11 protein-coding genes are annotated in these 13,859 nt (G+C 45.1%); 5 read left to right on the plus strand and 6 right to left on the minus strand.

What is annotated here, in order from left to right:
- Positions 1 to 45: 45 nt before the first annotated feature.
- Positions 46 to 1,302: a CYP152 family fatty-acid peroxygenase CypC gene (locus C232_RS0104205; protein ID WP_018661610.1), complete on the plus strand. Its 1,257-nt coding sequence runs from the start codon at positions 46 to 48 to the stop codon at positions 1,300 to 1,302.
- A 210-nt stretch (positions 1,303 to 1,512) separates the two neighbouring features.
- Here C232_RS0104205 and C232_RS0104210 read toward each other — a convergent pair whose 3' ends face one another.
- The 4 genes from C232_RS0104210 to C232_RS0104225 form a co-directional block, all read right to left on the minus strand.
- On the minus strand, positions 1,513 to 2,154 hold the full coding sequence (locus C232_RS0104210) for a Bax inhibitor-1/YccA family protein (protein ID WP_018661612.1): 642 nt from the start codon (positions 2,152 to 2,154) through the stop codon (positions 1,513 to 1,515).
- 213 nt (positions 2,155 to 2,367) lie between these two features.
- Complete coding sequence (locus C232_RS0104215) at positions 2,368 to 3,615, minus strand: L-lactate MFS transporter (RefSeq protein ID WP_018661614.1); 1,248 nt, start codon at positions 3,613 to 3,615, stop codon at positions 2,368 to 2,370.
- A 210-nt stretch (positions 3,616 to 3,825) separates the two neighbouring features.
- Positions 3,826 to 4,575: a LytR/AlgR family response regulator transcription factor gene (locus C232_RS0104220; protein WP_018661617.1), complete on the minus strand. Its 750-nt coding sequence runs from the start codon at positions 4,573 to 4,575 to the stop codon at positions 3,826 to 3,828.
- On the minus strand, positions 4,535 to 6,250 hold the full coding sequence (locus tag C232_RS0104225; protein WP_081622725.1) for a LytS/YhcK type 5TM receptor domain-containing protein: 1,716 nt from the start codon (positions 6,248 to 6,250) through the stop codon (positions 4,535 to 4,537). Before C232_RS0104225 ends, C232_RS0104220 begins: the two co-directional genes overlap by 41 nt.
- A 190-nt stretch (positions 6,251 to 6,440) precedes the next feature.
- Here C232_RS0104225 and C232_RS0104230 point away from each other — a divergent pair, with 190 nt between their 5' ends.
- Positions 6,441 to 6,740, plus strand: a complete 300-nt coding sequence (locus tag C232_RS0104230) for a hypothetical protein (RefSeq protein WP_018661621.1) — start codon at positions 6,441 to 6,443, stop codon at positions 6,738 to 6,740.
- A 625-nt stretch (positions 6,741 to 7,365) separates the two neighbouring features.
- Positions 7,366 to 8,337: a 2-hydroxyacid dehydrogenase gene (locus C232_RS0104235; RefSeq protein WP_018661623.1), complete on the plus strand. Its 972-nt coding sequence runs from the start codon at positions 7,366 to 7,368 to the stop codon at positions 8,335 to 8,337.
- Between the two features lie 137 nt (positions 8,338 to 8,474).
- Here C232_RS0104235 and C232_RS0104240 read toward each other — a convergent pair whose 3' ends face one another.
- Positions 8,475 to 9,707, minus strand: a complete 1,233-nt coding sequence (locus tag C232_RS0104240) for an MFS transporter (RefSeq protein ID WP_018661625.1) — start codon at positions 9,705 to 9,707, stop codon at positions 8,475 to 8,477.
- Positions 9,708 to 10,241: 534 nt separating this feature from the next.
- A complete protein-coding gene (locus C232_RS0104245; RefSeq protein ID WP_026314470.1) occupies positions 10,242 to 11,246 on the minus strand; it encodes an asparaginase in 1,005 nt (334 codons plus the stop codon).
- Between the two features lie 284 nt (positions 11,247 to 11,530).
- On the opposite strand from C232_RS0104245, the gene C232_RS0104250 reads away from it, so the two are divergent.
- Together C232_RS0104250 and C232_RS0104255 are read left to right on the plus strand one after the other, a co-directional pair.
- Positions 11,531 to 13,075 carry a multicopper oxidase family protein gene (locus tag C232_RS0104250; RefSeq protein WP_018661628.1) on the plus strand — a complete coding sequence of 515 codons (1,545 nt, stop codon included), beginning with the start codon at positions 11,531 to 11,533 and terminating at the stop codon, positions 13,073 to 13,075.
- Between the two features lie 191 nt (positions 13,076 to 13,266).
- Entirely contained in the window at positions 13,267 to 13,854 is a 588-nt protein-coding gene (locus tag C232_RS0104255; RefSeq protein WP_018661630.1) for a TetR/AcrR family transcriptional regulator, read from the plus strand.
- Positions 13,855 to 13,859 lie beyond the last annotated feature (5 nt).

Below are 13,859 nucleotides of genomic sequence, written 5' to 3' on the forward strand. Positions count from 1 at the left end.
GCAGCTCAAAAAAGGTGAAAAGGAAATAAAAAGGAGAATCATACAATGGATAACCAAATCCCTAACGAACGAACAATTGACGATACCGCGGATTTATTAAAGGAAGGCTATCTTTACATCAAAAACCGCACGGATGAGTACCAAACAAATATATTCGAAACACGCGTTCTGGGGCAAAAAGCCATCTGCATCAGCGGCAAAGAAGCCGGGAAATTATTTTATGACCGGGAAAAATTCAAACGCAGCAGCGCTGTCCCCAAACGCATCCAAAAATCGCTATTCGGTGAAAATGCCATTCAAACGATCGACGGCGAGGAGCACAGCCGCCGCAAACTGCTGTTTATGTCACTCATGACACCTGAACACCAAAAACAGCTCGCCGATTTGGCATTAGCCGAATGGGAAGCTTTGATTCCAAGATGGGAAAAAAGTGAAAAAGTTGTTTTATTTGATGAAGCAAAATTACTGTTGTGCCGTGTTGCGTGCAGCTGGACCGGTGTACCGCTGGAGGAACAGGAAGCAGAAAAACGGGCGGAAGATTTTATTGACATGGTTTATGCTTTTGGCGCTGTCGGACCCCGCCACTGGAAAGGCAGATTGGCAAGACAAAACACGGAAGATTGGATAGAAGGCATCATAAAAGACACAAGAGCGGGCAAACTGCAGGTGAAAGAAGGATCCGCTTTAAGCAGAATGGCACATTACCGTGACAGTGAAGGCCGCGAATGGGAACCGCGCATGGCAGCCATTGAACTCATTAATGTTTTGCGCCCGATTACAGCGATTGCCACTTTTATTACTTTCGCAGCGTTGGCCCTGCATGAGCATCCCGGCTATAAAGAAAAACTGCGGACACAGGATGAACAACAGCTCGATTGGTTTGCCCGTGAAGTCAGGCGGTATTATCCGTTTGGCCCATTCCTCGGTGCAAAAGTACGTAAAGATTTCGAATGGAACGCGTACAAGTTTAAAGAAGGCACGCTTGTTTTATTGGATATTTATGGCACCAACCACGACCCGGAAATTTGGGACCATCCCGATGCTTTCCGCCCTGAACGTTTTGAAGATTGGAACAGCAGCTTATTTGAATTGATTCCACAGGGCGGTTCCGACCCGGCAAAAGGCCACCGCTGCCCTGGAGAAGGCATCACACAGGAAGTCATAAAAGCTTCTCTCGATTTTCTCTGCAACAAAATTGACTATCGCGTGCCGGCCCAGGACCTGAGCTTCCACATGAATAAAATGCCAACATTGCCGGAAAGCGGCTTTATCCTAACAGATATAAAAAGGAAACCTTTATAAAAAAGTTGAGATGGAAAACTTACGGCCCGTTAAGTGGGATGAAAAGCCCCTTGCGACCGGTTACGGCGTGTGAAAAAGACACTGTCATAAAAAGGAAACCTTAACGAAAAACTCCTGCCGGTTCAGGCAGGAGTTTTTCATATCCGCCACAGGCTCATCCCATTCAAACAATGGAGATCCGGACGGTGCAAGTTTGGGGTCTGTGCTGAATTAATCGTCGCTTCCCCAGATACCGAGGATTTGCAAAATATACGTAAACAGATTAAGAAAATCAAGATACAGGCTAAGTGCCAAAAGCGGGATGATCTCTTCTGAAATGCCGTGATGTTTCATCATATTAAAGTCATACATCGTATACAATGAAAAAACGATGGCCCCAATGAAAGAGAATGCAAGCAGGCCTGTTGAAGTCAGCGGGCTGAAAATGCTAAATATCCCGATAAAAATCAGCGCCAGCAGCGCAACCAATAAGGCGGTGCTTAAAAATGATAAGTCTTTTTTTGTTACGGCACCAATCGTTCCCATGACGGCAAAAATGCCAAAGGTTGAACCGAATGCCAGCAGGACTACTTCCGCCCCGGCTGCCGATGCATAATAAGAAACGATCGGGTAAGTTGTAATTCCGGAAATAAACGTAAACGCATAAACAAATAAGTAGCCGACGCTTTTACGCCTTCTCAGCCAGAATGCTGCGATAATCATGACCACTTCCGCCACCATCAGCGGCATCATCAAAGCTGGCGGCACAAGCCTTCCCGTATACAGGCCTGCCGTAGCAAACAAAAGCGAAACGGCGAATACCGCAAGCACTTTTTGAAACATCGACCTTTGCCTGGATTGTATAGCCTCCATAAAAAGAATCCCTCCTCGTATTGTTAATATTATTATATTTGTAATCAGTTGTTTATTTCAATGTTTTGTACTTATTTTTTGTTTCCAGGCTGTAAAAATTTATTTGTAAAAATCTGGATCATCCATTTATTAGGGATAAAGCGGGGGGCATGAACATGGAAAACCCGCCCGTGGAGAATGCTTTCGGGCGGGTTTTCTGCTCCATGCCATGCATTAATTTGAATGGGCTCCGATACGCCGGACAGTTTTGCGATATGTTGCGTTTTCCGGCTGCACCGCTTTATCAGCCGGAGATTTGATGATAAGTGTGAGCAGAAAGGAGATCAGGCATAATATCATGATGGCGTTGAATGTTGGCATAAATCCACCTAAAACAGAGGCAATGACGGATCCTGATAATGCGCCGATACCAAAGCCCTGGTAGATGACCGCGTAGTTTCTGCTTTGGTTTTTTAATCCAAAGTAGTCTGCGACAATTGCCGGAAACACGGTGACATTTCCGCCAAAGCAGAAGGCAATCGCTGCGACACAGATGAAGAATAAAGCATAGTTCAGTTGAACATAACTTAATATGGAAACAGCTATTGCAGTTACGAGCAAGGTGCCGGATACAACCCGCATCCGCCCGACATGGTCAGACAAACTGCCAAGGATAATCCTTCCGATTGTATTGAAGATCGCAATTAATGCCACTGCATTGCCTGCGGTCGCCATATCCAGGCCAACAAGATGTGTCCCAATATCTTTTGCCAGGCCAATTAAATATAAACCGCTCATGCAGGCTGTAAAGAAAATCACGAATAAGAGCCAGGATTGCCGTGTTTTCAGCATTTCTTTCACAGAGAAATCTTTTCCCTTCCCCATTTCAGCGTTTCGCGAACCGGCTTCTGTTTCGATTGCGGCTTCTTTTACAAGGAAAGCCCCTCCCGCAATCATCACAATTGCGATTAATCCCCAGCAGATAAAGGCTTGTGTAACCCCTAAATTTTCGAGAACCGCACTGTTAACAAACTTGAAAACCAGGCTTCCTGTACCATATGCACCAACAGAAATTCCTGACATCAACCCTTTTTTCTCCGGAAACCATTTCATGATATTGGACAATGAAGTGATATATGCCGTCCCGTCCGCATAACCGACAACCAACCCGGCGAGAAGGTACAACATCCATAATGACGGGGCCATTGAACTCAGGATTAACCCGCCGCCCAGCAGCAGCCCTGAAAAAACAATTAAACGGCGCAGCCCCCATTTTTCCTGAAGCTTTGCAGCGAATAAAGTGGAAACCGCAAGCGCCAAGCTTAAAATCGAAAACGTAGTGGATACCGCGCTCAATTGCCAGCCAAACTTATCCACAAGCGGCTGATTAAATAAGCTCCATGTATAAACCGTTCCAAGACCCATCTGCACAATGATTGTACCCAGGACGATCAAACTGCGGTTTGCTTTTCTTTCCTTCATGCCCTCTCCTCCTTTTTCTCACGTTCCTTTTCTACAGTGAAAAGTATAGTACGAAAATAAAGAGAGAAACCATTTCAGGAATGAAATCGCTTTAAATAGGCATAAGCGGTTAAGAGAAACGCATAGATGACCCATTTGGAAGGGGCATAAAGCAGGCGGTGGAAAGGAAACAGCGGAAGCCTGGACAATCCATCCCATTCAGGCTTTCGTTTACAAATGCATCAGCTGTTTAAATGCCTTCATGTTTCTTCTGCTTACTGGAACTTCCGCGTTCAAACCGCTCAACCGCAGCAAATAAGTTTGATTGAACCAGGGCACAATTTCACGGATCTTTGTCAGGTTTACAATATAGGACCGATGGCAGCGATAAAACAAATCCGGCGGCAGATGCGTCTGGAATTCAGAAATGTTCATCGGCATCACATATGTTTCCTCGCGCGTGTAGACGATCGTGGTTTTTTCCCGTGCCTCGCAATAAAAAATATCATTGGCATCGGTCACAATAATCTTTTCGTCTTTCCGTAAATTGACCCGTTTTGTCCCGGGTGAATTTTCTTTTTCTAACGGAGAAGCGGTCTCTTCACGGCTATTCCTATCTCTTTGATAAGCGGCCTCCAATCTTTTTAGTGTAGCGGCCAGCCTTTTTTCATCGTAAGGTTTCAAAATATAATCGAAAGCTTCCAGTTCAAATGCCTGGACAGCATGCTCCTTATAAGCCGTTGTAAAGATGATATAAGGTTTATGTGCAAACTTGCTGATATTGCCCGCCAAAAGCATACCGTCAAGAGAAGGAATATTAATATCGAGAAATATGACATCTGTTTCATTTTCCTGCAAAAATTTTAATACGTCCAAGCCATCTTCAAAGCAGTCTGTAACCTCAATATTGCTGTAAGTTTCGATCAAATATTCCAGTTCCTCACGTGCCGGTATTTCGTCCTCTACTATAATTGCCTTCATGTTCACTCACCTTTGGAATCTCAAAATATACTTCCGTCCCGGGCTCAAGCCTTTTAATTACCAAGCCTTTTCCATAAATCAGCTTGACACGCCGGTAAACATTGTACAGGCCAATCTGCGTGACCGGCGCATTATCCTGGTACACATGCTCAATCACTTCTTCCGGAATGCCTGCTCCTGTATCTTTTACACTGATACGGACCCTGTCCCCGATATCTTTGACAGCAATCGTCACGACTCCGGGCCCCTTTATTTTCAGAACGCCATGATTAATGGCATTTTCGACAAGCGGCTGGATCATCAGGCTTGGAATACGGACGGCTACTTCGTCAATCTCATATTCTACCTGAAGGCGGCTGCCGAATCTTGCTTTTTCAATTTCAATATAATCACGAACTTGCTGCAACTCTTTATGGATATCGATAAATTCATCGTTCAGTTCAAGATTATAGCGCATGAATCCGGATAAATTCATGATCAGCTGCCTTGCTTTCCCTGGATTCCTGCGCGTTGTGGAGGCAATCGCATTCAGAGAGTTAAACAAAAAATGCGGATTGATCTTCGTCTGCAGGGCTTTCCATTCCGCCTTATTTGCCTCTTCCTTAATTTCTTCGATATGCGACACTTCCATTAAAGTTGAGATAATTTGAGCAAGCCCGATTGCCATTGTCTGCAAAGAATACGTAATCTTATTGGCTTTCCGGTAATAGATTTTCAGCGCGCCTGTTACCTCATCCCGTTCTTTCAGGGGAATAATCAACAAGCATTGGATTTGCGGGGTCTGTTGGTCCTGAATATGATTGCGGATTGTAATTTCCCCGCTTCTGATTGCAGACTTTGTCAAATCACTGATAATCTCATGGCCGATTTGGTACCGTTCTTCCCCAAAACCGACATAGGCAAGGATTTTTTTTGTATCGGTGATCGCGACCGCATCGGCTTTTATATCCTCTTTGATAATCGTACAGATTGTTTTCAGCGATTCGGTCGTGATCGAGCGAAAATAGGGCAATGTTTTGTTGGCAATATCAAGTGCCAGTTTTGCCTGCTTAGCTGCAACAAACTCCTTCTCATTCTCAACACTTTTAATGAGAAGAACAATGAAGCCAATATTGACTTCTCCAAGAATCATTGGAAAAGCAATCTTTGAGACAATTTCCTGGCCGATTGAAAACGGATGGGAAAAAGCCAGAATCAATAGCATCGTCAATACTTCACAAAACATTCCGGCGCCAATACCGACAAACCAACGCCAAGAGTCCTTTACTTTCCTGCTGATCAGGCCCGAAATAATCCCGGCGACAACACTGCTGATCAGGCACGGAAAGGATGTAATACCGCCAATATCAATGAGGTAACGGTGCAGGCCCGAGATCACTCCCGTCGTAATGCCAACCCAGGGGCCAAACAAAATCCCGCCCGAAACAATTGCAATGATCCGAACGTTGACAATCGAGCCGTCTACTTTTATCCCGGAATAAGTGCCAAAAATGGCAAAGCTGCAAAAAACGGTTGTGATAAAACATAATTCAAATACAGACGGCCGTTCTTTCTGAAAAATTTCCTTGAAGCGCGGAATTCTTGTGATGAAAAATAAACAGGTAAATAGCAGTGCAGCCCTTTCAAACAATTGGAGCAATATTTGAAGTGATGTTTCCACATCCGGGACCCCCATTTTTTACGAGTCTGGTTCAGTATCGCCTTTCATTTCTAATTTTATCATAATCTATCAGCTGAAAATTACAATCCAGAGCCCCGAAAATTATGCTTTTATGCAAGTTTTACCATTTAAGGGCTGATATGCCTTTCCAACCCGCCATTCCAATCATATTTTATCGTAAAGATTGGAAAAGGGGTGCAGTTAGATGTACAAGGTACCGAAGCATAATAAACATTTTTCTCACTGCATATTTCCGGGATACCGCTGGTGCGGGCCGGGATGCAGCGGGCCGGGGGCTCCTACTAATGATGTGGATGCCTGCTGTATGCGCCATGATCTTTGCCTCAAGCGGGGGCGGTCCGTCTGTGAATGCGACAGCGCAATGGTTGAATGCCTGCGTACCAAGATGAATCCGTATACCAGGAAAGGCAGGCAAGCTGCGGTCATTTACCGGGCGATGCGGCTAAAAAGACTGTTCAGCTGCGGCGGGGGCAGGTTTGGTTAAAGCCAAAAAATGCTTAAATATTGGATGACGGGCACAATTATTTATGGAACGAGATGAACGCTGTCTCCTGCTGAGGTTGATCCTTGGAATGGCGTTCATCAGCCGTATGAACGCTATCTTTACTGGGGTTGATCCTTGAAATGGCGTTCATCAGCCGCATGAACGCTATCTCTACTAGGTTTGATCCTTGAAATGGCGTTCATCAGCCGTATGAAAGCTATCTCTACCGGGGTTGATGACTGAAATGGCGTTCATCAGCCGTATGAACGCTATCTCTACTAGGTTTGATCCTTGAAATGGCGTTCATCAGCCGTATGAACGCTATCTCTACCGGGGTTGATCCTTGGAATGGCGTTCATCAGCCGTATGAACGCTATCTCTACCGGGGTTGATGACTGAAATGGCGTTCATCAGCCGTATGAACGCTATCTCTACTGGGTTTGATCCTTGAAATGGCGTTCATCGCCCGCATGAACGCTATCTCTACCGGGGTTGATCCTTGAAATGGCGTTCATCGGCCCCATAAACAAATTTGATCTTTATCGATTTCCTCTGATTCATTATCAAAGAAAACATTGCGAACATTTGATATACTTTTATTATCATGAATCAAGGGAGGATCATCATGAAACAGAAAGTTATTGTTTACAGTGAAATGCCGGAAGATCTGGTAGAAAATTTAAAACAACAGTTTGACGTAAAATATTACAAAAACTGCAACGCCTATACGGACTTATTGCCTGACTTGGAAGAAGCAGAGGGACTGATCGGATCCGGGCTGGCAGTGGACCGTAACCTGCTCGACCACGCGCCTGCCTTGAAGATCGTCTGTAACATCGCTGTCGGCTATAACAACCTGGATATCGGTGAGCTGACAAAACGTGGGGTAATGGCTGCGAATACGCCGGGCGTTTTAGATGATACAACCGCTGATACTATTTTTGGTCTTCTGCTGGCCGCAGCACGAAGATTCACAGAACTGGATCGTTATGTAAAAGAAGGAAAATGGAAAGAACCGGTCTCTGAAGCCCAATATGGCATCGATGTCCATCATAAAACGCTAGGCATTATCGGAATGGGGAGAATCGGAAGTGCAATCGCAAAACGGGCCCATCGCGGTTTTGATATGAAAATTCTATACCATAACCGCTCACGGCACAAGGAAGCAGAAAATGCTTTTGACGCTACATACTGTTCACTCGATGAACTTTTACAAAAAAGCGATTTTATTTGTTTAATGACGCCGCTCACACCTGAAACCCGCCATCTAATCGGAGACCGCGAATTCCGGCTGATGAAAAAAACAGCTGTTTTTGTAAACGGCTCAAGAGGGCAGACTGTCGATGAAGCGGCTTTGATCAGAGCACTGGAAAACAAGTCGATTCTTGCTGCCGGGCTGGATGTTTTTGATGAGGAACCAGTCGCAGCCGACAACCCGCTTTTGAAAATGGAAAATGTCGTTACCCTGCCTCATATCGGCTCTGCCACATCTGAAACCCGCTATGCCATGGCGAAACTGGCAGCCGAGAACTTAACAAAGGGGCTGCTGGGAGAATGCCCGCCGAGTTTGATTAACAGGGAAGTCTTACAGAAATAATCCTGAATGTTTTTATCGATAAAAAAACATATCCACTGAAATGAGCCGTGAATGTATTCTTTACACGGTTCATTTGCTATTTGCAGCGAAAAGCCATTCACTCAGCTATTTTAGCGGAATGAATGGCTTTTTTCATTTTATGCTAATTTTGAAACCGAGCTGATTGAATTATGCTGTTTCCCATCTGAAGTTTTCTTTGCCAATGTCAGCATTGCCAGGCAGGAGATACAGTAGAGTGCTGCAAGATAACCCATCGCCATTGACATTTGATAATGCTGGAGAATGAAGCCGACAAGCATCGGTGAAAAACCGCCTGCTGCACGCCCAAAGTTAAAAATCGTATTGGTAGCCGTACTGCGGACTTCAACCGGGAAATATCTGCTGATTAATGCCCCATATCCGGCAAACATCCCGTTTGAAAAGAACCCGACAATCGCACCGCCAATCAATACCCCGGCACTGCCGCTCGCATAAGCGTACAGAAAGACTGCCGTGGCCGATGCTAGAAGGAAAATGCCGTAAGCCAGTTTGATTCCAATCCGGTCAATCAATTGCCCGAATGCAAGCATACCGGCAATCATACCGACAGCTGTGCTGATCGTCCACAGCGCCGAGCTTGAGACAGACAGCCCCTGCGATTGCTGCAGCATAGATGGCAGCCAGATCATGAGCCCATTGTATCCCGCGATCTGTACGGTTGCCATAATCGCCAATGCTGCTGTGGTTGCCGCTGTGCGCGGTGTTGCAAACAGTTGAATTAACTTGCTTTTTTCCGCTTTTTTGGCTGTCCGTTTTTGTTTCTGGGCAGCCAGCCATTCCGGGGATTCATCTAAATTTTTACGTACGAGATAAGCAAATATAACCGGAATGATGCCGACGAAGAATAATCCTCTCCAACCCCATGCCGGCAGGACAACCGCGCTGATAAGTGCCGCAATGATGACGCCAAACTGTGCGCCGATGCTGACATAAGAAGATGCCCTGCCCTGTTTGTTTTTCGGCCACGCCTCCGCAACCAGCGCCATCCCAATGCCGTACTCCCCGCCGGCACCAAGGCCCGCAATGAAACGAAATACGTAAACCTGCTCAATACTGGTTGCCAATCCGGTTAGTGCAGTGCCGATTGCGAAAAGGAAAATGGTATACGTAAAAACTCTGACTCTGCCAAATTTATCTGCCATGATTCCGAAAACCATGCCGCCAACAAGCATGCCGAGGTTGGTAATGGAAGAGATAAAGCCGCCCTTTGTCATATCAATGTGGAAATTGGCAATGATCATTGACATGGCAAAGGAAATGAACATGATATCCATGCCTTCCAATGTCAAGCCTATAACAGATGCTGCAACTGTTTTACTGCGATAATTCATTTTATCGTGCTCCTTCCAAGCCTCACATGGACTTTGTTTTAAAAGAGTTTCCTGGAATCCGGGCAAAAATAAATGCCCTTTCCGTCCGAACCGGAAAAGGGCATGGTATATACAAACGTCCTATATTACCGCCTTTTCAGCCTCTCTGGACCGGATTAAAGGAAATACATTTGTATTCATAATAGCATGTATAGCAAGAATGGGCAATATTAATTTGTAAAATCATGTCGCTTTTACAAATAAGTATGAATGAACCCCACTCTGTTCTAATTTTTTGTGTAGGATAGCGTCATTTGAAGGATGAAAGACATTTCGATTCAAATTTTTACCTGTAATGTCTTTCATCAGGCCAATGAAAGACATCTTTAACCGAATTTTTACCTGCGATGGCGTTCATCAAGCCAATGAAAGACATTTCGATCCGAATTTTCACCCGCAATGGCGTTCATCAGGCCGATGAAAGACATTTCGATCCGAATTTTCACCCGCAATGGCGTTCATCAGGCCACATTTTGAATCATTCCTATCCTTCTTTTAATCTGCTGTTCCCCAGTCTACCGACAAATCATAAGCAACCGGCGTTTCAATCAGCGCCTTTACTTTTTCAAAATCCGTTGTTTTGCCGAGGGCCCACATCAGTTTTGGCACGATGGCCTCCGTATTCATATCGCCTGAAACGATGACAGGATATTGTGCCACTTTTCTCCCTACCTCGTAAAGGTATAAGTCATGGCCTTCCTCCAGGCACTGGGTCGTAATCATAACGGCAATGCCGGCTTCTGTCAATTCTTTCATTTTCGGCAGCAGGTTTCGTGCTTCAAACGGGACACCGCCATTTCCAAAGCTCTCTATAATAATCCCCTTGTAATGGGTTTTTAAAAAATCAAAGATTTCGGGCTTGGTGCCGGGATGCAGTTTTAAAAGAAACACATCAGGGCAAAGGCTTGTATCAGCAGTGAACTCATGATCGGCAGGAGCCGGTTTCCAAATATATTCCACTTTATCCGCAGCAATACGGGCGACATATGGATAATTGATGCTTTCAAAAGCGTCATAGCTTTTCGTCCGCATTTTCACGGCTCTTGTTCCGATTATCACGCGGCCGTCAAAGACAACAAACACGCCGCCAATATCCTCGCTTGCAAAAAGAAGGGCATCCGATAAGTTTTTCTTCGCATCTGTTTTTTTAAAACTGATCGGCACCTGCGAACCTGTAATCACAACCGGTTTCTGCAATCCCTGCAGCATATATGACAAAGCTGCTGCCGTATATCCCAATGTGTCTGTCCCGTGTGTGATCACAAAACCGTCATATTGATCATAATTTTTGGCAACTGCCCCGGCTATTTCAACCCAATGTTCCGGCTGCATATTCGTACTGTCACGGTTCATTAAAATTTCAGCCGTGACATTCGCAGCGAACGCAGTATGTTCAACATACCGGAGCAATTCTTCAGCGGACAGCCCCGGTACCAGGCCTTCTTTCCTTTTTACAGAAGCGATTGTTCCGCCTGTTGCCAGCAATAGTAATTTTTTCATCGATGCCACCTTCATTTTCGTCATAACTTTAAAATGCGAACCAATATAGGCTATTATATGTTTTTTGGACGTGCCGTTCAATTTTATTTTTTCGTGAAAAAATGAAGGACAGGCGAACCTTGCCATATACTTACATAAGCTGGGGGCAGGCTGGTTATACATGTTCACCAAATAAACTTTTCTCTGTGTTCCCCTTCTTGTTACATCTGCCCCTTTCCAACGCTTCCATTGTTTCATAGTCTATTGTAAATGAATAAAATGACCATCAATGGGAGTTGAGGATTTTGAGTCCAAATCTGGAAAAGTTTGTTGACCGCCTTCCGATGCTGGATACGATCAAGCCGGTGGGGACGGAAGATGGATATGCCTACTATGAAGTCAGGATGGAAGAATTTTGGCAGAAGCTGCACAGGGATTTAAGGCCGACAAGATTGTGGGGATATAACCGCAGTTTTCCGGGTCCGGTGTTTGAAACCGGCCGCGGGGAAAAGGTTCGGGTCAAATGGATGAACCAACTGCCGCAAAGACATTTTCTGCCGGTTGATACCACCATACTTGATGAAATGGGAATGGAACTGCCGGAAGTAAGAACCGTTGTGCACCTGCATGGCGGCGAAACCGAGCCGGCAAGCGATGGCTACCCTGAAGCCTGGTTTACCCGCAATTTTAACGAAACAGGCCCGCATTTTAAAAAAGAAGTGTATGAATACATGAATACACAGCGTGCCACAACATTATGGTATCATGACCACGCAATCGGCATCACACGTTTAAACGTTTACGCCGGCCTTATGGGAATGTATATCATTCGCGATCAAGAAGAAAAAGGTTTGAATCTGCCGGCAGGTGACTATGAAATCCCGCTGATGATAACGGACCGGACCTTCAATAACGATGGTTCCTTATTTTACCCGAGCCAGCCGGCCAATCCTTCCGAAGATTTGCCCAATCCTTCCGTGATCCCGTTCTTTTTGGGAGATACAATTCTTGTTAACGGAAAAATATGGCCGTATTTAGAAGTTGAACCGAGAAAATACCGGTTTAGGGTCATTGACGTCTCCAATTCACGGCCATACCAGTTATATCTCGATTCAGGCCAACCGCTTTACCAAATCGGTACGGACGGCGGCCTGCTCAGAAGACCGGTTAAATTGGAAAGATTATCGCTGGAACCGGCAGAAAGAGCAGATATCATCATCGATTTTTCCAAGTATGCCGGCCGGACCATGACATTAAAAAATGACCTTGGCCCAAATGCTGATCCCGAAGACCAAACCGGCGATATCATGCAGTTCAGGGTCTCTCTGCCGCTTTCAAACGAAGATACCAGTAAAATTCCGCAATCTTTATCATCCATTCCGTCGCTTTCGAAAAACAATATTACAGCCCTCCGGAATTTGAAACTTTCCGGTGCGACCGATAAATACGGGCGCCCGTTGCTGCTTTTGGATAACAAAAAATGGATGGATCCGGTTACAGAAACACCGAAGCTGGGCGCGACTGAAATCTGGTCACTGATGAATATAACGGCCTTTACTCATCCGATTCATATTCATTTGATCCAATTTCAAATTTTGGATCGCCGCCCGTTTGATCTCAATCTTTATAATCAAAATGGCCAGATCGTTTACACAGGACCGGCTGTACCGCCTGCGCCGAACGAACGGGGCTGGAAAGATACGGTTGCGGCACCGGCAGCACAAATCACGCGGGTAATGATGCGATTTGCGCCTTATAGCGGTGATTATGTCTGGCACTGTCATATTTTAGAGCATGAAGACTATGACATGATGCGCCCGTTAAAAGTGATTGGCCCTGAAAATCAATAATGATCTGCTGCATATCCCGGGCAAGGTATCCGTCCTTGCCTTTTTTTGTAAACGGGAGGATTTTTTTCTATGCATTTTTCCCAATTTGTGTTATCATGCTTGGGTGGTGAAAATAAAAGCCACTTTTATTTTTTACTTTTGCAGCACTAAATGACTGTTTTATTCATTTGGTCAAGAAGGGAGGGATTGTCATGGCAGACCGGAAAATGCAGATTGTCAGCGCTGCGGAAAAGTCTTTTTCAGCTTTCGGCTACAAAGCCACGACTATGGATCAGGTGGCAAAGCTTGCGGGCGTCGGCAAAGGCACCATTTATACTTTTTTCAAAAATAAAGAAGAACTGCTAAATTATATTATGGAAAATCTGATTGCAGACATGAAACAGGCTGCTGAACAGGCGATCGATGAACATCTTTCTTTTATAGAAAACGTCCACCGTGCCCTTTACGACATGCTGGAGTTCCGCCTCAAACATAAACTGGCGATCAAACTTTACGAGGAAGTCCAACTTGGCACGCCGGAAGTGGTGGATGCACTGCATGTAATGGAAGATACCATTATTCATTACATCAGCCAGTATATTGAAAAAGCGGTCGGCAAGCAGGAGATTGTTCCATGCGACCCGAATCTGACTGCTTTTATTATGTTGAAAATGTATATCGCACTGATTTTCGACTGGGAGAAAAAACATCCCCCGCTTTCAAAAAAAGAGATTGCCAAGTTATTTGAACTATACATTTTCAAGGGGTTATCCTTAGACCATCCAGAGAGCTGTCGTTAATCGTG

The sequence above is a fragment of the Heyndrickxia acidiproducens DSM 23148 genome (genome assembly GCF_000374345.1).
GTDB lineage: Bacteria > Bacillota > Bacilli > Bacillales > Bacillaceae_C > Weizmannia > Weizmannia acidiproducens.

Excerpts from the sequence above, each read along its gene's own strand:
- C232_RS0104205 (WP_018661610.1), top strand. The coding sequence starts at position 46 with ATGGATAACCAAATCCCTAACGAACGAACAATTGACGATACCGCGGAT.
- C232_RS0104210 (WP_018661612.1), bottom strand. The coding sequence starts at position 2,154 with ATGGAGGCTATACAATCCAGGCAAAGGTCGATGTTTCAAAAAGTGCTT.
- C232_RS0104215 (WP_018661614.1), bottom strand. The coding sequence starts at position 3,615 with ATGAAGGAAAGAAAAGCAAACCGCAGTTTGATCGTCCTGGGTACAATC.
- C232_RS0104220 (WP_018661617.1), bottom strand. The coding sequence starts at position 4,575 with ATGAAGGCAATTATAGTAGAGGACGAAATACCGGCACGTGAGGAACTG.
- C232_RS0104225 (WP_081622725.1), bottom strand. The coding sequence starts at position 6,250 with ATGGGGGTCCCGGATGTGGAAACATCACTTCAAATATTGCTCCAATTG.
- C232_RS0104230 (WP_018661621.1), top strand. The coding sequence starts at position 6,441 with ATGTACAAGGTACCGAAGCATAATAAACATTTTTCTCACTGCATATTT.
- C232_RS0104235 (WP_018661623.1), top strand. The coding sequence starts at position 7,366 with ATGAAACAGAAAGTTATTGTTTACAGTGAAATGCCGGAAGATCTGGTA.
- C232_RS0104240 (WP_018661625.1), bottom strand. The coding sequence starts at position 9,707 with ATGAATTATCGCAGTAAAACAGTTGCAGCATCTGTTATAGGCTTGACA.
- C232_RS0104245 (WP_026314470.1), bottom strand. The coding sequence starts at position 11,246 with ATGAAAAAATTACTATTGCTGGCAACAGGCGGAACAATCGCTTCTGTA.
- C232_RS0104255 (WP_018661630.1), top strand. The coding sequence starts at position 13,267 with ATGGCAGACCGGAAAATGCAGATTGTCAGCGCTGCGGAAAAGTCTTTT.